At 61.8% G+C, this 22267-nt stretch carries 20 protein-coding genes; 8 read left to right on the plus strand and 12 right to left on the minus strand.

Annotated features, from left to right (window positions below):
- Window positions 1–46 precede the first annotated feature (46 nt).
- Window positions 47–1696 carry a choline dehydrogenase gene (gene betA, locus ACQY1J_RS16350; protein ID WP_430250334.1) on the plus strand — a complete coding sequence of 550 codons (1650 nt, stop codon included), beginning with the start codon at window positions 47–49 and terminating at the stop codon, window positions 1694–1696.
- Window positions 1697–1708: 12 nt separating this feature from the next.
- Here the strand turns inward: betA and ACQY1J_RS16355 are convergent, their stop codons facing one another.
- The 9 genes from ACQY1J_RS16355 to ACQY1J_RS16395 all read right to left on the minus strand — a co-directional run bounded on the left by ACQY1J_RS16355 (window position 1709) and on the right by ACQY1J_RS16395 (window position 10019).
- A complete protein-coding gene (locus ACQY1J_RS16355; RefSeq protein ID WP_062579545.1) occupies window positions 1709–2008 on the minus strand; it encodes a type II toxin-antitoxin system RelE/ParE family toxin in 300 nt (99 codons plus the stop codon).
- The gene (locus ACQY1J_RS16360) at window positions 2005–2286 is read right to left on the minus strand and encodes a YlcI/YnfO family protein (protein WP_062453540.1); all 282 of its coding nucleotides are present in this window, start codon (window positions 2284–2286) and stop codon (window positions 2005–2007) included. The genes ACQY1J_RS16355 and ACQY1J_RS16360 overlap by 4 nt, the downstream gene beginning before the upstream one ends.
- 72 nt (window positions 2287–2358) lie before the next feature.
- A complete protein-coding gene (locus ACQY1J_RS16365) occupies window positions 2359–3729 on the minus strand; it encodes a virulence factor family protein (RefSeq protein ID WP_430250335.1) in 1371 nt (456 codons plus the stop codon).
- Window positions 3726–5045 carry a phosphatidylglycerol lysyltransferase domain-containing protein gene (locus tag ACQY1J_RS16370; RefSeq protein WP_430250336.1) on the minus strand — a complete coding sequence of 440 codons (1320 nt, stop codon included), beginning with the start codon at window positions 5043–5045 and terminating at the stop codon, window positions 3726–3728. The genes ACQY1J_RS16365 and ACQY1J_RS16370 overlap by 4 nt, the downstream gene beginning before the upstream one ends.
- Window positions 5046–5204: 159 nt before the next feature.
- Window positions 5205–6254 (minus strand): sulfate/molybdate ABC transporter ATP-binding protein, encoded by a 1050-nt coding sequence (locus ACQY1J_RS16375; RefSeq protein WP_430250337.1) that lies wholly within the window; start codon window positions 6252–6254, stop codon window positions 5205–5207.
- 13 nt (window positions 6255–6267) lie between these two features.
- On the minus strand, window positions 6268–7131 hold the full coding sequence (cysW, locus tag ACQY1J_RS16380) for a sulfate ABC transporter permease subunit CysW (RefSeq protein WP_430250338.1): 864 nt from the start codon (window positions 7129–7131) through the stop codon (window positions 6268–6270).
- 197 nt (window positions 7132–7328) lie between these two features.
- On the minus strand, window positions 7329–8186 hold the full coding sequence (gene cysT, locus ACQY1J_RS16385; protein ID WP_062453545.1) for a sulfate ABC transporter permease subunit CysT: 858 nt from the start codon (window positions 8184–8186) through the stop codon (window positions 7329–7331).
- A 12-nt stretch (window positions 8187–8198) separates the two neighbouring features.
- The gene (locus ACQY1J_RS16390) at window positions 8199–9233 is read right to left on the minus strand and encodes a sulfate ABC transporter substrate-binding protein (protein ID WP_092661552.1); all 1035 of its coding nucleotides are present in this window, start codon (window positions 9231–9233) and stop codon (window positions 8199–8201) included.
- A gap of 300 nt (window positions 9234–9533) precedes the next feature.
- The gene (locus ACQY1J_RS16395) at window positions 9534–10019 is read right to left on the minus strand and encodes an RrF2 family transcriptional regulator (protein ID WP_062579533.1); all 486 of its coding nucleotides are present in this window, start codon (window positions 10017–10019) and stop codon (window positions 9534–9536) included.
- A 358-nt stretch (window positions 10020–10377) separates the two neighbouring features.
- Here ACQY1J_RS16395 and ACQY1J_RS16400 point away from each other — a divergent pair, with 358 nt between their 5' ends.
- The 5 genes from ACQY1J_RS16400 (at window position 10378) to ACQY1J_RS16420 (ending at window position 17162) form a co-directional block, all read left to right on the plus strand.
- The gene (locus ACQY1J_RS16400; RefSeq protein WP_430250339.1) at window positions 10378–11184 is read left to right on the plus strand and encodes a phosphoadenylyl-sulfate reductase; all 807 of its coding nucleotides are present in this window, start codon (window positions 10378–10380) and stop codon (window positions 11182–11184) included.
- A gap of 69 nt (window positions 11185–11253) precedes the next feature.
- Window positions 11254–12207 carry a sulfate adenylyltransferase subunit CysD gene (cysD, locus tag ACQY1J_RS16405; protein ID WP_113109652.1) on the plus strand — a complete coding sequence of 318 codons (954 nt, stop codon included), beginning with the start codon at window positions 11254–11256 and terminating at the stop codon, window positions 12205–12207.
- A 1-nt stretch (window position 12208) separates the two neighbouring features.
- Window positions 12209–13717, plus strand: coding sequence for a sulfate adenylyltransferase subunit CysN (gene cysN / locus ACQY1J_RS16410; RefSeq protein ID WP_430250340.1), 1509 nt, complete (start codon window positions 12209–12211; stop codon window positions 13715–13717).
- Between the two features lie 223 nt (window positions 13718–13940).
- On the plus strand, window positions 13941–16670 hold the full coding sequence (locus ACQY1J_RS16415; RefSeq protein ID WP_062453552.1) for an ABC transporter transmembrane domain-containing protein: 2730 nt from the start codon (window positions 13941–13943) through the stop codon (window positions 16668–16670).
- Between the two features lie 39 nt (window positions 16671–16709).
- A complete protein-coding gene (locus tag ACQY1J_RS16420) occupies window positions 16710–17162 on the plus strand; it encodes a cyclic nucleotide-binding domain-containing protein (RefSeq protein WP_062454806.1) in 453 nt (150 codons plus the stop codon).
- Window positions 17163–17349: 187 nt separating this feature from the next.
- Here the strand turns inward: ACQY1J_RS16420 and ACQY1J_RS16425 are convergent, their stop codons facing one another.
- Window positions 17350–17832: a class I SAM-dependent methyltransferase gene (locus ACQY1J_RS16425; protein ID WP_113166765.1), complete on the minus strand. Its 483-nt coding sequence runs from the start codon at window positions 17830–17832 to the stop codon at window positions 17350–17352.
- A gap of 43 nt (window positions 17833–17875) precedes the next feature.
- Entirely contained in the window at window positions 17876–19153 is a 1278-nt protein-coding gene (locus tag ACQY1J_RS16430; protein ID WP_113166778.1) for a nucleotide sugar dehydrogenase, read from the minus strand.
- Window positions 19154–19324: 171 nt separating this feature from the next.
- Between ACQY1J_RS16430 and ACQY1J_RS16435 the strand changes: the two genes are divergently transcribed.
- Window positions 19325–20437, plus strand: a complete 1113-nt coding sequence (locus ACQY1J_RS16435; RefSeq protein ID WP_430250341.1) for a glycosyltransferase family 4 protein — start codon at window positions 19325–19327, stop codon at window positions 20435–20437.
- Complete coding sequence (locus ACQY1J_RS16440; RefSeq protein ID WP_430250342.1) at window positions 20434–21165, plus strand: polysaccharide deacetylase family protein; 732 nt, start codon at window positions 20434–20436, stop codon at window positions 21163–21165. Before ACQY1J_RS16435 ends, ACQY1J_RS16440 begins: the two co-directional genes overlap by 4 nt.
- Before the next feature lie 27 nt (window positions 21166–21192).
- On the opposite strand, the gene ACQY1J_RS16445 is transcribed toward ACQY1J_RS16440, so the two are convergent.
- Window positions 21193–22176: a glycosyltransferase family 32 protein gene (locus tag ACQY1J_RS16445; protein WP_430250343.1), complete on the minus strand. Its 984-nt coding sequence runs from the start codon at window positions 22174–22176 to the stop codon at window positions 21193–21195.
- Between the last annotated feature and the right edge of the window lie 91 nt (window positions 22177–22267).

Below are 22267 nucleotides of genomic sequence, written 5' to 3' on the forward strand. Positions count from 1 at the left end.
TTGCCCTTCTCGACACTCCTTTCATTGACGCCAGCAGGATAACATCATGCAAGCAGATTTCGTCATCATCGGTTCGGGTTCGGCGGGTTCGGCCATGGCCTATCGGCTGTCCGAGGACGGGAAGAATTCTGTCATCGTGATCGAGGCCGGGGGCACGGATTACGGGCCGTTTATCCAGATGCCGGCAGCACTAGCCTGGCCGATGAGCATGAAGCGCTACAACTGGGGATATTATTCGGAGCCCGAACCGAACCTCGGCAACCGGCGGATCACCGCGCCGCGGGGCAAGGTGCTGGGCGGGTCTTCCTCGATCAATGGTCTCGTCTATGTGCGCGGGCACGCGGAAGACTACAACCGCTGGGAGAATCTCGGCGCGAGCGGCTGGTCCTATGCGGATGTGCTGCCCTATTTCAAGCGGATGGAAACGGCGCATGGCGGCGAAGAGGGATGGCGCGGCACCGACGGGCCGATGCATGTGCAGCGCGGGCCGATGACCAATCCGCTGTTCCACGCCTTTATCCGGGCAGGTGCGGAGGCCGGTTTCGAGACGACCGACGATTACAACGGTTCGAAGCAGGAAGGCTTCGGGCTGATGGAGCAGACAATCCATGACGGTCGGCGCTGGTCCGCCGCCAACGCCTATCTGCGGCCGGCGATGAAGCGGAAGAATGTCGAAGTCGTCTATGGGCTGGCGCAGAAGGTCGTCATCGAGAACGGCCGAGCGATCGGCGTCGAAGTGCTGCGGCGGGGCGTCCCGGAGGTGGTGAAGGCTAATCGCGAGGTGATCATCGCCGCCTCGTCGTTCAATTCGCCGAAACTCTTGATGCTGTCTGGCATCGGGCCGGCGGCGCACCTGAAGGAATTGGGGATCGAGGTCGTGGCCGACCGGCCGGGCGTCGGTGCCAACCTGCAGGATCACATGGAATTCTATTTCCAGCAGATCTCGACCAAGCCGGTCTCGCTATATTCCTGGCTGCCGTGGTTCTGGCAGGGGGTGGCTGGTGCCCAGTGGCTGATGACCAAGGGGGGCTTGGGCGCCTCCAACCAGTTCGAGGCCTGCGCCTTCCTGCGCTCGGAGCCCGGGCTGAAACAGCCGGATATCCAGTATCACTTTCTGCCCGTGGCGATCTCATATGACGGCAAGGCGGCGGCGAAGAGCCATGGTTTCCAGGTGCATGTGGGCTACAACCTGTCGAAGTCGCGCGGCGCGGTGACGCTGCGCTCGTCCGATCCGAAGGACGATCCTGTCATCCGCTTCAACTACATGAGCCACGAGGAAGACTGGATCAAGTTCCGCCACTGCGTGCGGTTGACGCGCGAGATCTTCAGCCAAAAGGCGTTCGACGATTATCGCGGGCCGGAGATCCAGCCGGGCGAACAGGTTGAGAGCGACGAGGAGATCGATGCCTTCCTGCGCGAGCATCTGGAAAGCGCCTATCACCCCTGCGGCACCTGCCGGATGGGCCGGGCCGACGATCTGATGGCGGTGGTCGATCCGGAATGCCGGGTGATCGGCGTCGAGGGGTTGCGGGTGGCCGACAGTTCGATCTTCCCGCATGTGACCTATGGCAATCTCAACGGCCCATCGATCATGACCGGCGAGAAGGCGGCGGATCATATTCTGGGCAAACAGCCCCTGCCCCGCAGCAATCAGGAGCCCTGGGTCAATCCGAGAGCGACGATGAGCGACCGCTAGGGTCGTGCGGTGTCAGTGGTAGTCGTCCTCGCGCTGGTGCCGGATGGCGAGGATGGTGACGGTTTGATCGTCAATGAGCTTGAAGAGAATGAGGTAGCCGGAAGAACCAAATGGCACGACCAACTCCCGGACGAGGGGATCTTCCCTGGAAGCACGCCTCGCCATCAGTGGAAAGTCAATCAGGATAGCAAGTGCTTTCTTTATAGCCGTAATCGCCCGGATCGCTTGATCAGGATCTCGCTCAATGAGGAAATCCGCCAGCCTGTCCATATCCTCAAAGAATGCTGCGGTGTATACCAGCCTGACGGTCATCGAGTTTCAACGGCTTTCCTCGCCCTCGCTTTTTCCAGCTTGCTTTCCAACATGTCGAGTACGTCTTGATGGCTGTAGTAAACACCGGTGCGCTCAGCTTCGGCCAGACCTGCCAGCCCCCTGGCGATGAACTCCGCCTGGGTCTTTCGGTAGTCGATCTGTCTCTTCAGCGAGTCCTCGACGAAGGCGGATAGCGTTTCGCCTTCCTTCAGCACGCTTTCGGCAGCCGCGCGGAGTTCCGGGTCGACGCGCAGCGACGGGATGGTTGCGGTTTTCATTAGCATCACCTCATGCGTTGCAAGTGCGATGCATGATGCGCCTGGAAGCTTATTCTGGCAAGTGGATCCGGATCACATCGCGGGGGAGGACAAAGCCTTGATGCGGTCCACGATCAGCCGGTTGAGGGCGCGGTAGTCGCCATCGAAATGGTGGCCGCCGGGGCGTGAATGGATGAGTGTGCCGGGGATGTCCTCGACAGCAGGACAGGCCGTGTCTTCCTCCTCCGTGCCGTAGATGCACTGGATCTTGTGCGGCTCGACCTTAGCGATGTCATCGACCGGATCGCCCTGCTTGGCGGCCCCTGCCCAGCCGAGCCAGCCGGTGACGGCGATCTCGAAATCGGCCTGGTGCGAGAGGGCCAGAAGCGAGAGCAACGATACGACCTGTCTGTCTGCTTCGGGCAGCAGTCGATAGGTGGCCGGCAGGATGTTGGCGCCGAAGGAATAGCCAATCAGGACGACGTTTTTGACGTTCCAGCGCTGGCGGTAGGTGGTGATGATGCGGGAGAGAGCGGTGGCCGTCTCCTGGGGTGATTTCTCTGTCCAGAAATAGCGCAGCGCATCGACGCCGACGACCGGAATGCCGTCTTCCACGAGATAGGCGGCGAGCTTCTGGTCGATATCGCGCCAGCCGCCATCGCCGGAATAGATGATCGCCAGCGTATCGTGCAGCGGCACGGCCGCGGTCGGAACGATCGGCAGGCCGAGCGGCGACGATGACTGGCGAAGGCGGGCAAGCGTTGTGGAAACGGTTTGCAGCAGCAGGTTTTCAGCGGTTTCGTCCCAGGCGGTGATCTCGATTGCCGGATGGGTCTGCTTCAGAGCATCCGCATGGGCTTCCCCTGCCGGATCTGCCTGCGGTGTCAAAAGGATGCGCACCGGTTCGGGAAGCGGACCCGTCGTGAGGCTGTAGATTACGCCGCCGTCGACTACCGTCTTGGGTGCCGGGGTGCAGAGGATCTTTTCGACGGGAATGGAGGCCTGAGGATCGATGGCGATGGTTTCTGCGATGGTCGAGGCCGGCGTCTGGGCGGCGATCGCGAGCGCCAGGGCGCCACCGCCGCCGATGCCGGCGATGACCGGCGGGAGGTAGGCGGCGATCTCCTGCTCGCGGTGGATCTGGCGGCTCAGTTCCTCGATATCGGAGACGAGATAGAGGCAGGTGCGGTCTTCTTCGCGGCCCAGCGCCTCATAATAGTCGGGAAGATCAACGCCGACGACCACGGCGCCGTCAGCAGCCAGCGCATCGGAGACCGTCTGTTCGCGGTCCGACCAGCCTTCGGTGCCGGACAGGAGGAGGACGATGCCGGATGCCTTTGTGTCGGGATAGGCAATGCGATCGGTCGGCAGGCTTCGACTGCCCGGGCCGGCCCACCACTGAAACGCATTCACCGCGGCGGCGACCACGGTGATGCCGGCAACAATTGCAGGCAAAAGCTTCATCGGCGAAGGATGCCCCTCAGGCCGCCGGCAATTAGCTTAGTCACGTCGAACAGGGCCACGAGCGGCATGCCACGGCCGGAGACGGCGAGATAGCGCGGCTGCCATTCCGGATCGAATTTCGACTTAAAAGCATGAACGCCGCGGAAATTGTAAAAGCGTTCGCCGTTTTCGAAAATGCGGTTGCCGATATGGTTCCAGAGCGGGGCGCGGCGGTGGGTGGCAAGGCCTGAAAGCGGCGCCATGCCGAGGTTGAGCGTGCGATACCCTTCCGCCTTGAAATGCTCCATGATGCGCACGAAGAGCAGATCCATCATGCCGCGATGGGTGTTGGGCACATGCCGCATGAGATCGATAAAGGCATCGCCGCTGGAACTCGTCGCATGGATATTGGCGAAAGCAACGATGCGGCCTTCGAGGCGGATGACGGCGACAGGTCCGGCGGCCACATAGGCCGGCTGGAACGTGCCGAGCGAAAAGCCCTTTTCGGCCGCGTTATGGGCGGCAAGCCAGGCGCGGGAAACGCCGATAAGCTCGTCCATCACGCCGGGCACCGCTTCGGCCGGCAGCAACGAGAATTCCAGCCCGTCGCGTTCGGCACGGTTGATCGAGCGGCGCAGTTTCAGCCAGGCGCCGCCCTTCAGATCGAAATCGATGAGATGAACCACCGCCTGTTCGCCGAGCTTGTAGGGTTTCAGACCCGCCTCGACTGCGCAGGGCAGAAACTCGGGCGAGACCTGGTAGAACACGGCGCGGCAGCCATCGCGGCGCGCGGCGTTCATGAACTTGACGATCAGTCCCGGCCACGCCTTGCGGCAGCCGACCGGATCAAACAGCGCCGCCCAGGTCCGGCCGGAGCGCGCATACATGATGAACGCAGTGCCGCAATCGGAAAACAACAGCTTCTTATCGCCCAGGCGCACGAGGCCGGCGCTGGCGTTGGGCTGGACCGCGAGGATATGGAGCGCTCTCTCCATATCCTCGCCGGACGGGATACGGGAGGCGGGACGCGGAACGCGACGGTGACGGCTGGCGGCCAGCGAGCCGACGAAAGCGACGGTGACGAAACCGGCCGAGACGCGTGTCGTGACGTCGCCGATGACGAGATGCCAGGCGACTGCGAGCAGGTTCTCTTCCAGAAATACGTAGAGCGACAGCGCCGCGGTGAAGGCGATCAGCGCGAAATAGAAGGCAAGGCCGCGATTGCCAAGGACGTCCAGCAGTCGCTCGGCAAGAAATTTGCCGAACTGACCCACAGCGGAGACCGCTTCGCCCTCCGCAACGGCGGGGGCCATCGTTTCATGCGCAATATCTGCCATAGGAGACCTGTCGGACTATCGAACTGCGAGCTTCATAGAGCACTTTGATTTACCGAAGCTTACGCGCGCAGGCTGCATATCAGCTTCCGATGCGCCCGGAATTGATAGGGATCAATTTAGAGTGTGAAAAGCTGGTACCCGACCCGTACCAGCACCCTGTCATCGGCCGAAGATCTTCCAGCGGGTCGGACGGAACCTTGCTTCGGAGCCGAGCTCGATCGGTGCGTGCAACGGCACTTCGATCTCCACATGGAAGGGCTCGTGGTCGTTACTTCCACCAGGGTTGGAGATATCGATCTCGGCGATACGGGTGCCGGCCAGACGCCGCGAGGCCGTGACCTTGCCGAACAGCGCGTCGCGCTCCTGCGTCAGTTCCACATCTTCGGGACGGAAGTAGAGGTCGCCAGAACTGTTGGCTTCCCCGGACACGCCGATCGGCTCGCCCTGGAACAGGACCGTGCCGTCCTTCACCTCGACCGGCAGGTGCGAGGATTCGCCGATGAAGGAGAACACGAAGGGCGATCCCGGCCGGTCATAGACGTCGTCGGCCGAGCCGACCTGTTCGATCTTGCCCTGGCTCATGACGACGACGCGGTCGGCGAGCTCCAGCGCTTCTTCCTGGTCGTGGGTGACGAAGACGGTGGTGTGGCCGGTGCGGTCGTGAAACTCGCGCAACCAGCGGCGCAGCTCCTTGCGGACCTTGGCATCGAGCGCGCCGAAGGGTTCGTCGAGCAGCAGGATGCGCGGCTCGATCGCCATGGCGCGGGCCAGTGCCACACGCTGGCGCTGGCCGCCGGAAAGCTGGTTCGGATAGCGGCTCTCAAGCCCCGACAGCTGGACCATATCGAGCAGGTCGGAAACGCGCTTGCGGATTTCGGTCTTCGACGGGCGGCTGGCGGAGGGGCGAACCTTCAGGCCGAAGCCGATGTTTTCGGCCACCGTCATATGCCGGAACAGGGCGTAATGCTGGAACACGAAGCCGACATTGCGATCCTGCACGGAATGATGCGAGGCATCTTCGGCACCGAAGAAGATCTGGCCGGCGGTGGGGAAATCCAGCCCGGCGATCAGCCGCAGCAGCGTCGTCTTGCCGGAACCGGACGGACCAAGCAGCGCGATCAGTTCGCCGGACGCGATTTTCAGCGACACGTCGTTCAGCGCGGCGAAGCGGTCGAATTCCTTGCGGATATTGTTGATGCTAACTTCCATGGAGCGGGAGCCTTTAATGTCTGCCGCCGGCTGAGCCGGCACCGAACCGAAGTTCGAGTAGGGTTTTGAGAGCGAGCGTGACGAGCGCCAGAAGTGCGAGCAGCGAGGCCACCGCGAAGGCTGCAACCATGTTGTACTCATTATAGAGTATCTCCACATGCAGCGGCATCGTGTTGGTGAGCCCGCGGATGCGGCCGGATACGACCGAGACGGCGCCGAATTCGCCCATGGCGCGGGCATTGCAGAGAAGCACGCCGTAAAGCAGGCCCCACTTGATATTGGGCAGCGTCACATACCAGAAGGTCTGCCAGCCGGTTGCCCCGAGAGACAGCGCCGCCTCCTCGTCGCCGGTACCCTGGTCCTGCATCAGCGGGATCAGTTCGCGGGCGATAAAGGGGAAGGTGACGAACACGGTGGCGAGCACGATGCCGGGGACGGCAAACAGGATCTCGATGCCATAGCTCTTCAGCCACGGTCCAAGCACGCTGGCGCTGCCGAACAGCAGCACATAGACGAGACCCGAGATGACCGGCGAGATCGAGAACGGCAGGTCGATCAGGGTGATCAGAAAAGCCTTGCCCTTGAATTCGAACTTGGCGATGGCCCATGCCGCCGCAAGCCCGAAGACGAGGTTGAGCGGCACGGCGATGCCGGCGACCGTGAGTGTCAACCCGATCGCGGCCCAGGCATCGGGTTCGACCAGCGCTTCCTCATAAGCACCCCAACCCTCGCGAAACGCCTCGACGAAGACCGAGACGAGCGGCAGGAACAGGAAGAATCCGAGGAAGATGAGGGATACGCCGACCAGGACAAGCTTGGTGGTGAGGCTTTCATCGGCGGGGCTGCGGAAACGTGTGATGCGGGCGGACTTAGACATGAGACAAGACCCTCTCTGCCCTGCCGGGCGACCGGGGTCGAGACACGGGTCTCGCCCCGTCCTTCGGACCGCCCACGGGGAGGGAGAACCGACGTGGCAAGCGCTGCGTTCCTGCATCAGAGGGTGAGGCTGGGTTAAGCCCTCCCCCTTGTGGGGAGGGTTGGGAGGGGTTCTTTTTCAAGGCAGCTCCGAAAACATCAAACATAACCATACCTCCTGCGGCTCCAGGCCTGGATGAGGTTGATCACCAGCAGCATGGCAAACGAGATCAGCAGCATGATCGTGGCGATTGCGGTGGCGCCGGCGTAGTTGAACTCTTCCAGCCGGATGACGATCAGAAGCGGCGCGATTTCCGAGACGTACGGAATGTTGCCGGCGATGAAGATGACCGAGCCGTATTCGCCAACACCGCGGGCGAAGGCGAGTGCGAAGCCGGTGAGGATGGCGGGTGCCAAGCCCGGCAGCAGAACCTGGAATATGGTCTGGAACCGGTTGGCGCCGAGCGTTGCTGCCGCCTCTTCCACTTCGCGATCGATCTCTTCCATGATCGGCTGCACGGTGCGCACGACGAAGGGAAGACCGATGAAGATCAGCGCGATGACGATGCCGTAGGGCGTAAAAGCGATGCGGAACGGCATGAACAGCGAACCGATCCAGCCATTCGGCGCATAGAGCGAGGCGAATGCGATGCCGGCGACGGCCGTCGGCAGGGCAAACGGCAGGTCCACCATCGCATCGATCAGCCGGCGACCGGGAAACCGGTAGCGGGTCAGCACCCAGGCAAGCAGCGTGCCGAACACGACGTTGATGAGCGCGGCCGCAAAGGCCGTGCCGAAGGAAACGGTGAGAGCCCGGATCGTTCTTTGATCCGAGAGGATGGCGAAGAAGCCTGACCAGCCGAGCTCGGCCGTGCGCCAGAGCAGGCCTGCGATCGGAATGAGGATGATAAGCGACAGGTAGGCGAGCGAAAAGCCGAGCGTCAACCCGAAACCCGGGATGATGCTCGGCTGTTTTACCCGCCACCGTGCCGACGTGGCAGCGGTGGATGAGGTCATGTCGGTTCCGACTTATTTGCCCGGCTTGTAGATCTGGTCGAAGATGCCGCCATCGCCGAAGTGTTCCGGCTGCGCCTTTTTCCAACCGCCGAAGATCGGGTCGTCGATGGTGACGAGCTTGATATCCGGCAGCTGTTTCAGCAATTCAGGCTTTACCACATCGCGCCTGGACGGACGATAGAAGTGCTTGGCCGCGATGTTCTGGCCTTCATCGGAATAGAGATACTGAAGATAGGCTTCGGCGACCTTGCGGGTGCCCTTCTCATCGACCGTCGCGTCGACCACCGCAACCGGCGGCTCTGCGAGGATCGAGATCGGTGGCACGACGATGTCGAAAGCGTCCTTGCCGAATTCTTCGCCGGCGAGATAGGCCTCGTTTTCCCAGGCAAGCAGCACGTCGCCGATCTGACGCTGCGCAAACGTCACCGTGGAGCCGCGGGCGCCGGTGTCGAGGACCGGAGCGCGCTTGTAGAGATCGGCGATATAGGCCTTGATCTTGTCCTGGTCGCCCTTGAATTCTTCATTGGCCCAGGCCCAGGCTGCCAGATAGTTCCAGCGGGCGCCGCCCGAGGTCTTCGGGTTCGGGGTGACGATCGAAACGTCGCCCTTGACCAGATCGCCCCAGTTCTTGATGCCCTTCGGATTGCCCTTGCGCACCAAGAAGACGATCGTCGATGTGTAGGGCGAGGAATTGTTCGGCAGGCGGGAACGCCAGTTTTCCTTGATCTTGCCGGCCTTCTGGATGGCGTTGATATCGCTTTCCAGCGCCAGCGTCACGACATCGGCGCCGAGACCATCGATGACGGAGCGAGCCTGCGCGCCGGAACCGCCATGCGACTGGCGAATGGCGACATCATCGCCACCTTCGGCCTTCCAGTGCTTGGCAAAGGCGGCGTTGAAATCCTTGTAGAGCTCGCGCGTCGGGTCATAGGAGACGTTGAGGAGCTGGGTGGCTGAAAAAGCCGGCGCCACGCTGCCGGCTGCAAGCGTCACGCCGAGCGCCAGTGCCAAAAGCCGCTTCGATATCCCATCGGTAAAATTCAGCATGAATGCCTCCCCTGTGATCTGCCCCAAACTCTACCGACCGGGTCGTCTTAGTCAATCGATGGCGAAACCAAGGCAAAACTGTTTCCCTTTGACGGGCTACGGCGACAAGGGCGCGTTCCCGCGAGGCCGAGAGGCGAAACGGCAGCGTTGGGAAAAGCGGAAGAAGGGGTAAGGCAATCCGGGAAGCGGGTCGGGTTTTGGACGAGAGAGGACGCCTCGAACAGGCCGTCAGAGGCCCGCATGTGCTCGATGGCCAATCAACGCGACACAGTAAATTCTTAGATGCGCGCTAGCCAGATACTAGGCCGACAGCAGTTCGCGCACCTGTCCGGCGTCCGCAGCGTCAGTGTCCGCTGCGGCCACTTCGACCCCTGCCCCTTCCACCGCATCGGCGATGGTGGTGCTGAACAGCACGTCGCGGGTGGCGTCAGCAACGCGGGCGAAGACGTGGCGGATTTCGCAGAGGTGTTCGCCGTCGCAATCATCGCATTTGCGGTAGGCGGTCTGGGAGAGGCAGGGCAGCGGCGCGATCGGTCCGTCGACCAGACGCAGCACTTCGCCGAAGGTGATGGCGTCGGCGGGCCGCAGGAGAAGATAGCCGCCCTGCTTGCCGCGCCGCGACACGACGATCCCCGAACGTTTGAGGTCGAGCAGGATCTGCTCCAGAAACTTCTTCGGAATGCTCTGCTGAACCGCGATCTCGGAGATCAGCATCGGTTCTTCAGGATCCGCCTGCGCCAGGGCCGTCAGGGCTCTCAACGCATATTTCGCCTTCTGGGATATCATACCGCGACCACTAACAGCAGCGCCGCCGCAAGGCCGAAATCGGTCTCACGTCGCCGCTAATTTTCCTCTGGGCATCCACGATGAAGCCGCAACCGGCATTCGCGAGGAGCAGGCCGGCACGCGGCGATGCCGCAATGCAAAACCTGGTCCTGGGATAGCGCAAATGGCAAGAAATTACAAACCAATGGCCGCATTGGCGGGCAAAAAAGGCTCACATTTAGTTAAGGCGTCGGGTTTTCTGTGTAGGCGGAGCTTTGGAGAGATATTTGCTCCCGCAGTCCGAAGGTTGAAACGGCTTTTCCTGTCTTTTCGCAACGGGTCCGACAATAATCTTGCCATTGCTTACGGAAGATGACCGATGACCTTTCAGGACGTGGCAAGGCTTGACCATCAGGCACTTGCAGCAAATCTCGATACTCGCCTTGCAGGCCTCGACCTTGCCGGCCGTCTGTCGCTTGTGGCAGGGCTCGGCCGCGCCGTGTTCACCACGTCGCTCGGGATCGAGGATCAGGTGATAACAGCTGCGATCGGCACGCATCGTCTGCCGATCGAGGTATCGACGCTGGAGACCGGCCGGCTGTTTCGCGAAACCGTCGATCTGATCGCCGAGACCGAAGCGCGCTACGACCTCGAGATCATCAGGTTCTACCCTGATAAGGATGATGTCGATGCGTTTGTCGACACATACGGCATCAATGGTTTCTATGACAGCGTCGAGGCCCGTCACGCCTGCTGTCGTGTGCGCAAGCTCGTGCCGCTCGCTCAGGCACTTGATGGCGCCGAGATCTGGATCACGGGCCTTCGCCGCGGCCAGTCCGGCAACCGGGCGACGACGCCGTTTGCCGAATTCGACGCCGAGCGCAACCTGATCAAGATCAATCCGCTGGCCGACTGGGATATCGACCGCATCAACGCGCATGTCGCGGCCGAGCATATCCCGATCAACCCCATGCACGCCCGCGGCTATCCGTCGATCGGCTGCGAGCCCTGTACCCGCGCCATCAAGCCCGGCGAGCCCGAACGGGCCGGCCGCTGGTGGTGGGAAAACGACGAAAAGCGCGAATGCGGCCTGCATGTTTCGGAAAGTCACGCGTCTGACGCGCAGGCCTCCGAAGACCCCGCGGCCCGCTCCTCGGTCATCCAAGGGGCAAGCGCCATCGGATGATCCGTCCGGATCGCAGCGCCTGCCGCCCTTGCCATCTATGTTGTGTCTTTAAGAATACCGGAGACTGAAATGCCCCTGTCAGTACAGGAAACGGAAATCAAGAACCCGCCCGTTTCCCGCCCGCCGCTCGATCCTCATCTCAAGGCCCTGGAAAACGAAGCGATCCACATCTTCCGAGAGGTGGCGGCCGAATTCGAAAACCCGGTCATGCTCTATTCGATCGGCAAGGATTCCTCCGTCCTGCTGCATCTCGCCCGCAAGGCCTTCTTCCCGGGTCGCGTGCCCTTCCCGCTTCTGCATGTGGATACGACGTGGAAGTTCAAGGAAATGATCGCGTTCCGCGACAAGGTCGCAGAGGACTACGATCTCGACCTCGTGGTGCACAGCAATGCCCGTGGCAGGGAAGAAAACATCACGCCGTTCACCCATGGTTCGTCCTTCTATACCGACGTGATGAAGACCGAAGCGCTGAGGCAGGCGCTGGATGCCGGCGGTTACGACGCGGCCTTCGGCGGCGCGCGACGCGACGAGGAAGCAAGCCGGGCCAAGGAGCGGATCTATTCGTTCCGCACGCCTGACCATAAGTGGGATCCGCGCAACCAGCGGCCGGAACTCTGGAACGTCTATAACGGCATGATCCGCAAGGGCGAAAGCGTGCGCGCCTTCCCGCTGTCGAACTGGACCGAAGTGGATATCTGGCGCTACATCCAGGCGGAAAACATTCCGCTGGTGCCGCTCTACTATGCCGCCGAGCGCCCCTATGTGGAGCGCGACGGAATGATGATCCTTGCCGAAGACGAGCGGCTGGAACTGCTTCCCGGCGAAGAGATCAAGCATGGCTCGATCCGGTTTCGCACGCTCGGCTGCTTCCCGCTGACAGGCGCGATCCGCTCGACGGCGTCGAACCTCGAAGAGGTCATCGCCGAACTGGAAATTGCCACCGTTTCCGAACGCCAGGGCCGCGCCATCGACCGCGATCAGTCGGGTTCGATGGAAAAGAAGAAGCGTGAAGGATATTTCTGAGATGAGCGTGACAGCAACATCCACCGCCGCTTCGGCCACCATTCTGCCTTTTGCCGAATCCGCTGCCAAGATCACCCGTGACGTGCGGCCGCTGCGGCTGATCACCTGCGGTTCCGTCGATGACGGCAAGTCGACCCTGATCGGCCGGCTTCTCTGGGATACCAAGGCCGTCAAGGAAGACCAGGCGGTGACGCTTGCCCGCGATAGCGGCGGCCAGAACGATCTCGGCCTGCCGGATTTCGCGCTGCTTCTCGATGGTCTCCAGGCCGAGCGCGAACAAGGCATCACGATCGACGTCGCCTATCGCTATTTCTCGACCGAGAAGCGTTCGTTCATAGTGGCCGACACGCCTGGCCATGAGCAGTATACCCGCAACATGGCAACCGGCGCCTCGACGGCCGATCTCGCCATTCTGCTTGCGGACGCCCGCGTCGGGCTTCTGGAACAGACCCGCCGGCATGCGACGATCGCATCCTTGATGGGCATCCGGCAGTTCGTTCTGGCGGTCAACAAGTTCGACCTCGTGAATTACGACCGCGAGATCTTCGACCGGATCAGCCATGAATTCCGCGAATTCGCGCTGTCGCTCGGCGTTCGCCAGATCATGGCGATCCCGATGTCGGCGCTGAAGGGCGAAAACGTCGTCTATCCCGCAACGTCCACGATGCCGTGGTATGAAGGCCCGACGCTGGTCGAGGCTTTGGAACTGGCAACGACACGCTCCACGCAGACCGGTGGCTTCCGCCTGCCCGTGCAGCGCGTCTCGCGTCCCGGCGAAAGCTTTCGCGGCTATCAGGGCACGGTCGCAGGCGGCTCGATCAAGCCGGGCGACAGCGTCGTCATCCTGCCATCGGGCACGATTGCCAACGTCAAGCAGATCGTCACCTTCGACCTCGTGCGAAACGCGGCCGTCGCTGGCGACGCGATCACGCTCGTGCTCGACCGACAGGTGGACGTCGCCCGCGGCGACGTGATCGCCTCGCTCGATGGCCAGCCGATGACCGGCCTCAACTTCGAGGCGCAGATGGTGGCGTTGCAGCCTGGCGGCATCGAGCCCGGAAAGCGCTACTGGCTGAAAAGCGGTTCGCGCCGCCAGCGCGTGGCGGTGGAGCCGATCTCGCAGCTCGACCTGCAGTCGGGCAGCTGGGCTCCGCATGCGTCCGGCCTCGACATGAACGCGATCGGCAAGGTGCGCCTGTCTTTCGAAGAGCAGGCGGTGTTCGACACCTATGAGCAGAACCGCTCGACCGGTGCCTTCATCCTGATCGACCCGGATACGCTGAATACGGTCGCCGGCGGCATGATCACGGCCAAGCGCGGCGAACTCGGCGGCATTCGCCGTGGCGAGCCAAGCCAGGGCGACCGCGTGATTCTCTCCCTGCCTGCCGATCTTGCCGAACTGCTGATGGCAACCGACGCGTTTGCCGCCCGCCGCGACGACGTGGAGATCCGCAGGGTGAGCGGCGCGGAAGCTGCCGAAATCCTGACATCGGGCGACAAAGACCGTTGATTTAAAACAGGAATTTTCAAACACCGATGGGCCGGGGTGCAGAACCCGGCCCTTCGCTATCCCGGCAGGTTTGCCACACTTGGCGGCGAACCAATCGCCTAATCAAGCAGCATCGTGCACGAGACGTTTGCACAAGCGGCGGATCCACCTATATCATGCCTCCCTTCACCCTTCCGGGAGGCGCGCTGTGCAATCCAGCCTCGGGAACTGAGATCCGTTGCCGATGGAAAAACATCTACTTCGTTATATCTGGAATCATACGCGACCGCAGCAGTTATGGGTTCTCGCGATCGTTCTGATTTCGATGATTCCGTACTTCCTTGCGTTCGACCTTCCCAAGCAGATCATCAACGGGCCGATCCAGGGTGAAGGGTTCGAGATGGCGGCCGCAACCCGGCCCTTCCTCGCATTCCAGTTCACCATTCCTTTGACGCAGTGGTCCTTCGGTTTCGAAGGCTTCGAGCTCAACCGGCTGGCGACGCTGATGGCGCTTTCGGGCGTGTTCCTGCTGCTCGTCATCGTCAACGGGTTGTTCAAGTTCTACATCAACACCTACAAGGGACGCCTGGGCGAACGGCTGCTGCGCCGTATCCGCTACGAGCTGGTGGACCGTCTTCTGCGGTTTCCGCCAAGCACGATGCGGCAGATCCGCGGTGCGGAAGTCTCCAGCATGGTCAAGGACGAGGTGGAGCCTTTCGGCGGCTTTACCGGTGACGCTTTCGTGCAGCCGGCCATGCTGGGTGGACAGGCGATCGCCGCCCTCACCTTCATTCTCTTGCAGAACCTGTGGCTGGGGCTGATCGCAGCCTTCATGGTGGCGATCCAGGTCGGCATCATTCCGAAGATGCGCCGTCGCCTGATCGATCTTGGCCGTCAGCGGCAGATCACCGCCCGGCATCTGGCGGGCAAGGTGGGCGAGATTGTCGAGGGCATGGATACGATCCACAGCTACGACACCAGCAATTACGAGCGTGCCGATATTTCCGACCGGCTGGGGCAGATCTTCCAGATCCGCTACGACCTCTATCGGTGGAAATTCATCGTCAAGTTCGTCAACAATTTCCTGTCGCAGCTGACGCCGTTTCTCTTCTATTCGATCGGCGGCTATTTTGCCTTGCGCGGCACGCTCGACGTCGGCCAGCTGGTGGCCGTCATCAACGCCTACAAGGACCTGCCGGGCCCGCTCAAGGAACTGATCGACTGGGACCAGGCACGCCAGGACGTTCAGGTGAAATACGAACAGGTGCGCGAACAGTTCGAGCCGGGCGTGCTGATCGCGCCGACGCTGCATGCGCTCGCCCACGATGTGCCGGACCATACGCCGTCTCCGCTTGCCGCTCTGAACCTCACCATCGTCGATGGCAGCGGCGCCCATATCGCCGAAAACGTGACGCTCAAGATCGAGCCCGGCGAGCTGGTGGCGATGATCGACAATGCCGGCATCGGCGCCGAAGCGACGGCGGAAGCGTTCGGCCGCATTACCTGGCCGGCATCGGGCCGCGTGATGCTGGGCGAGGTCGACCTTCTGGAGCTGCCGGAAGCGGTGACCGGGCGTCAGGTCTCCTATGCGTCGGCCGACAGCTACTTTTTCCACGGGACGCTCAAGGACAATCTTCTCTACGGGCTCAAGCACGCGCCGGCCGTGCAGGAGAAGTCCGCAGACGAGCCCAAACACAAGAAGCTGCGGCGGCGCTGGAAAATGAGCGAAGCCGAACGCGCCGGAAACACGACGCACGATCCGTCCGTCGACTGGATCGACCGTCGATCCACCTCCGTATCGGAAGGCGGCGAAGACGATGTCAAGCAGTCGGTCTTGAGGGCCCTCGATGCGGTGCAGCTGACAGCCGACGTGATGGAACTGGCCTTGCATTCCTATCTCGACCCGGCCGAACACGAGGAACTGACCGGTCGTGTCGTCGAGATGCGGTTTGCCCTGCGCGAGGAACTCGCCAGTCAGGGGCTTGGCAATCTTGTCTCCTATTTCGATTTCAGCGCCTACAACACCGAAGCGACGGTGCGGGAAAACCTGCTGTTTGCGGCGACGCGCCAGTCTGCGGAACTGGATATGGAACTGGCCGAGGGAGAGTACGTCTTCGAAGTGTTGAAGACGGCCAATCTGTTCGACCTGTTCTACGACATGGGACTTTCGATCGCCGAAAACCTGTCGGAAATCTTCCAGGGCCTGCCGCCGGAACATCCGCTGTTCCAGCAGCTCGAGCATATCACCACCGACGATATCGCGTTCTACGAGCAGCTTTTGAAGCGCAAGCGCAGCCGCCGGGACTTCAAGCCCAGCGAGGACGACCGGCGCGCGGTGGTCAAGCTCAGCCTCTACTATATCGAGCCACGCTACCGCTTCGGCGTCCTGACCGCCGAGATCATGAACCAGATCGTTGCCACGCGCGACATCTTCTATGCCAACCTGCCGGCATCGCTGCGCAGCCGGATCGAGCGCTACGATCCGCACAAATACATGGGCTCGGCGACGCTTCGCGAAAACATCCTGTTCGGCAAGCTGTCGCAACGCAACGCCGACGCGCCGACCAAGATCCGCAACGTGGCAGGCAAGCTGCTGCGCGAAATGGGTCTCTATGAAAGCTTTATCGGCATCGGGCTGGACTACGACATGGGCGCCAGCGGCCGGCGACTGACACTGGTCCAGCGCCACAAGCTGAGCCTTGCCCGTGCCCTGGTGCGGCGCTCCAATTATTACATCTTCAACAAGCCCCTTCCGGGCCTCGATCGGAGGGCTCAGGAAGAAATTGTTAAGAATGTGCTTCACTTCCTCGCTCAGCAGGACAATAATCCTTCTGTGGCGTGGGTTTTGTCGAATACTGCCCTGTCACGATTGTTTCATCGTGTTATCGTATTCGACAAGGGATCCGTGGCCGAAGACGACTCTTTTGAGGCTCTGGATACAAAGAGTGGTATTTTTAAATCGTTGGTGGCATAATATCGCAGCCGCCAACAAGATGACCAAATGGTGGAAACCATGTTGCTCAACGATGAAGTGCAGTTGCTGAAGAAAGTTCCTTATTTTTGCCGGGTCGATCCGTGCAAACTTAAGCTGCTTGCCTTTACCTCCGACCGCGTTCTCTACGAGCCGGGGCAGGATATTTTCTCACAGGGCGACAGCAGCGATGCTGCCTACGTGATCCTGTGCGGAAAGGTCGACATGATCAGCGGTTCGGCGAATTCCGAGACCAAGATCGGTGAGGCCGGGTGCAATTCCATTATCGGCGAGATGTGCCTTCTCTCCAATTGCTCGCAGGCCGTGACAGCACGTGCCGTGACTGAGGTCGATGTTCTGCGCATTACCAAGGATGCCTTCTTCAAGGTGATCTCCGACAATCCGCGCATGAGCATGGAAATCAGCCGGACGCTCGCCGAAACGATCCGTGGTGCCCGCATGGACGACATGCGCCGGGACCGTCAGCACGCCTGATTGCCCGTCATCGGCCGTTATCCACAGCCTTTCCCTCGGCTCATCCGCTGGTCTTTGAGCGCGCAAACGATGCCATTTGCGCGCGTTGGACACTCGGTCAGCGATGCTGACGATAGGTTTTCTCTGACCTGCATTTGTGGCGGAACACGGGCGTGGCGCTGGTCCTCACGCCCGTTTCACGGCCTGTTTATCGCTTGCGATAATAGAAGTAGCGGCCCTCTTCCACACTGGGCAGGCGCGGCAGCTCTTCAAGATCGGGGTGGTCGAGCGGCAGGCCGCTGACGGCATAGGCGCCCGACGCGAGCATGCCAGCCGCCATTTGCGGCAACCACTGCAAGGTTCTCGCATCCGCATCCGGATAGCCGGTGCCGATATCCGCATGCACGAGGGCAGCGTTCCTGCCGACATAAGCCTGGCCGGTATCCTTGATCTCTCCCAGCACGACGTCGTCTTCGGCCGGCGCTTCGGTGCGATGGGCGCCGTTGGAGCGGTCGAAGGCGAGGATGCGACGGTCGGCGAACAGCTCGCGCAGATGGCTATAGGTGCGGCCGTTGCCGATGCCGACCTCGTAGACATCGCCCGAAGCTGGCAGGCCGAGATCGTTGTTGATGTGATTGAGGATGTCGCGCTGCGCGGTCATCCGGTTGATGAAGCTGTCCAGTCTGCTCATTGCTTTCCCTTTTCCGGCGATCAAGCGTTGAGATAGGGCACGGTTACGCCTTGACGATGGTTTGCGACGTGATGCCGCGATTGGCCATCGCATTGCGGGTATCAACGACCAGCGGCGCACCATCGGCAATCGCCTGGTAGTCGAAACTGTCGTGGTCCGTGGCGATAACGACGGCATCGAAATCCGCGAGCTGATCGAGCGGGACCGACTTGCGACCCATCAGGTGACCGTATTCCCGGGTGCGTGGCACTTCGGAGACGTAAGGATCGTGATAGGCCACGTCGGCGCCGCGTTCCAGAAGCAGTTCCATCAGCCTAAGCGACGGGCTTTCGCGGATATCCGGCACGTTCTTCTTGTACGCCAGACCGAGGATGAGAACCCGCGAACGGCTAAGCGCCTTGCCGAGCATGCGGTCGAGCGCTTCGGCCAACCGGTCGACGACATAGCGCGGCATCGCCGTGTTGATCTCGCCGGCAAGTTCGATGAAGCGGGTCGGCTGGTCGTATTCGCGTGATTTCCAGGTGAGGTAGAACGGGTCGATCGGGATGCAGTGACCGCCGAGGCCCGGGCCCGGATAGAAGGGCATGTAGCCGAATGGCTTGGTCTTGGCGGCGGCAATCACTTCCCAGACGTCGATGCCCATCCGCTCGTAGACGATCTTCAACTCGTTCACGAGCGCGATATTGACGGCGCGGAAGACGTTTTCCGTGAGCTTGACCGCTTCCGCGGTGCGGGTGCCGGAGACCGGAACGATGGTTTCGACGACGGCGCCGTAAAAGGCTGACACCATGGCAGACGCCGCCTCGCCATCGCCGGCAACGACCTTCGGGATGGTCGAGGTCTGGAAATCGCGGTTGCCGGGGTCTTCGCGTTCCGGCGAATAGCCGAGGAAGAAATCCTCGCCCGCAACCAGCCCGGTCTTTTCGAGGATCGGCTTCATCACCTCTTCGGTCGTGCCGGGATAGGTGGTGGATTCGAGAACGACGAGCTGGCCCTTGCGCAGGGTGCCGGCGATCTGCTCGCAGGTTTTTGCGACATAGGACAGGTCAGGTTCGCGGTGACGGGTGAGCGGCGTCGGCACGCAGATGGCGATCACGTCGCATTCGGCAAGGCGTGCGAAATCGGTCGTCGCTGCAAACCGGCCGGCATCGCGCTCGGCGGAAAGTACGTCGTCGGGCACGGCCTCGATATAGCTTTTTCCCGCCTCGATCGCGGTCATCTTGGCGGGATCGATGTCGAAACCGGTGACCTTGAAGCCGGCGCGGGCGACCGTCATGGCGAGCGGCAGGCCGACATAGCCGAGGCCGATGACGCCGATCATTGCGCGCTTGTCTTCGATGGCGGACAAAAGATCCGTCGCCTGTGGCGATTGCTGGTTCAAGGATGGCACTCCGGAGGCATTCAAACTGGGAAGCCATCAGGTGAGCCCAACGACTGGCTCTGTCAAGAGATCGGGCTTTTCACGCTGGCGTGACGGATGCTATCCCACAGCATGGACATCGCTTTCTACGCGCCGCTGAAATCGCCGAACCACCCCGTTCCCTCAGGCGACCGGCTGATGGCGCGCCAGTTGATCGAGATCCTTGGGGTCAAAGGACACAAGGTCGATCTGGTTTCGGAGTTCCGCGCGTTTCTGCCCGAGCAGACCTCGTCGACTGGGGAACGCGATGCGCAGGCGGCGCACGAGGTCGAGCGGATTTCGACTGAGTGGGAAAGACGACTGGCACTCGGCGAGAGGCTGCCGGACCTGTGGTTTACCTACCACCTTTATTACAAGGCGCCGGACCTGATCGGCCCTGCCCTCTGTCGTCGTTTCGACATTCCCTATGTGACGGCGGAGGCCTCCTATTCGCATCGGCGCAATTTGGGGCAGTGGGTGGAGGCGCAGGAGATGGTGGTCGATGCGGTCGCACTGGCGGCGACCAATATCTGTTTCACCGGTCGCGACGGCCGCGGGCTTTCAGAGGTGGTGCCGGGTGCGAAGCTTTCGCGGCTGTTTCCGTTCATCGATCCAACGCCCTATCTGGCCCGCGCGCCATCGCCCGAACCGGGGCGGCTGGTGGCTGTCGGCATGATGCGGCCGGGCAACAAGTTTGCCTGTTATGCAGCGCTTGCCGAGGCGTTGAAGCAGATTGCCCATCGTGACGACTGGCACCTCACGGCGATCGGCGACGGGCCGATGCGGACTGAGGTGGAGGCTCTCTTTGAGGGGGCGCTTGCCGGGAGGGTGGAGTGGATGGGCTTGCAGAGCGCCGAGGAGGTTGCAGCGCTGCTTTCGACCGCATCGATGCTGACATGGCCGGGGGTTTCGGAAGCCTATGGGCTATCCTATCTGGAGGCGCAGGCATCCGGCGTGCCTGTCGTGGCGGAAAACGGCGCCGGTGTGCCCGAGGTGGTGACCGACGGGATCGGCGGCATCCTGACGCCACCGGGAGATGCGGCGGCCTATGCAGCGGCAATCGAGCGGCTGCTGGATGACGAGACGGAACGGTTGCGGCTTGGCCACGCTGCGCGCGATTTCGTCGCGTCGCAACGATCGATTACGGCTGCGGCTGATCGGCTCGACGAGATCATGACCACGATTGGCGCAAAGGATAGAGCATGACCGAAAACGACCTGAGGCTAGCGCTCGACAAGCTTGCAGACAACGGACGGCGGGTCGATTTCTGGCTGCGCGACGACGACGCTGTGGAGCCGACGGAACAGCTGGCAAAGCTTGCGACCATGACCGATGCGTTTTCGGTGCCGGCGACGCTTGCTGTCATCCCCGAGATGACGGGCGAGGATCTCGCCTCCTATCTGGAAACCCAACCGCATCTCGACGTCGCCGTGCATGGCTGGTCGCATCGCAGCTATGCGGGTGCGGGAGAAAAGAAGCAGGAACTGGGGAGCCATCGCCCCCTGCCCGATATCGTCTCCGAGCTGAAGGCCGGATTCGACAAGCTGGCAGAACTGCACGCTCCCCGCTTCGTGCCGATGCTGGTGCCGCCGTGGAACCGGATCTCACAGGAACTGATCGAAAAACTGCCAGAGCTTGGGTTTGCGGCGCTATCGACCTTCGGGCCGGAAAAGACGGCGCCGGTTGCGATGCTCAACAGCCATGTTGACATCATGGATTGGCACGGAACGCGCGGCGGAAGGCCGGCTGCCGATCTGATCGCGGAAACGATCGCGCTGATCGAGGCACCGGACCGGGCGCCTGTGATCGGCGTGCTCGGCCATCATCTCGTACATGACGACAGTGCCTGGCATTTCCTCGACCTGCTGTTCGGCGTGACGGCGGATCACCCCGCTTGCCGCTGGCGCTCGGCCCGGGTCTTGCTGGGGCTCTAACCCGACGCGTTACTGATCGCTTCGAGCCTACCAGCTCTTCCAGGCGACCAGCAGGCCCTCTCCGGACGCAACCGCGTCCGCGCAGGCTTTCTCGACTTCTGCAATCGGTGCGCCGCGCTTCAGCGAGGCGGCGACGAGGCCGAAGGGGGCGAGGAACACATTGGTCTGCCGAAACAACATGGTCATGATCAGCGGACCTGTGGACCACCAGGCGGGCGCCTGCGGCAGCGCCGCCATCACGTCCGGAAACACCTCGAGCATCTTTGCAAAGGCGGGATGGCCGGGCGGTGTGGCGATGAAGGAATTGGCAAGAAGAAGGCTCCCCGCTCCGACATCGCGCGCCACGTCCTCGGCAATGGCGCCGAGGCCGATCAACGGCAGAAGATCGCCAAAACCGATATCCTCGCGGGTCGGATACCAGTCGCAGTCGAGATAGATGCCGCCATGCTCCAGCAGAATGGCATAGCGGGCGACATCGACGGCACCGGGGTAATCGCCGTCTGCGAGCATCGCGAGATAGGCCGGATGGCTTGCAATACCAAGCTGTTCGAGATCCGCCTCGCGCCACAGCCGGTATTCGAAGCCGGTCGCCTTTGCATGGCTTTCCCAGCGCGCGACGGCTGGTGGCAGCGGCAGCGAGCCGATCCAGATCTGGTGAATGATGCGCGGCACCGGCTCTCGCCCAAGCTCTGCCATCAGCCGTTTCTCATCTGCATCGAAGGTGATGAACGGCGCCATCACGGCGGGATCGGGGACGAGGCCGTGCTGCAGACCGACGCGGCCGATTGCGTCGCCCTCCGCTTTGGCAAGCTTCAGCCATGCGGAGTGAAGCTTGCGCGGCATTCCGAGAGCCGTGCGCTCGCCCAGAACATCCGTCGTCATCACCGTTTCGTCGGCGGAAAGTGCTGTTAGAGCGGCCTGCGCCTCCTCCAGTCTTCCGGCCTCGATCAGGGCGCGGGCGTCGGTGATTTTGCGCTTATAGGTTTTCTGGTCAGACTTTTCGGCTGGCACGTGTAATTTCACCTCGCTGTCACGCAACGCTCCTAGGGGATATGCGTTTAACACTCGAATTTCTCGATCTCCGCCAAGAGGTCAGGCTTAT

Origin of the sequence: Neorhizobium sp. DAR64860/K0K1 (genome assembly GCF_050500205.1) — a bacterium.
Classification (GTDB): Bacteria; Pseudomonadota; Alphaproteobacteria; order Rhizobiales; family Rhizobiaceae; genus Neorhizobium; species Neorhizobium soli.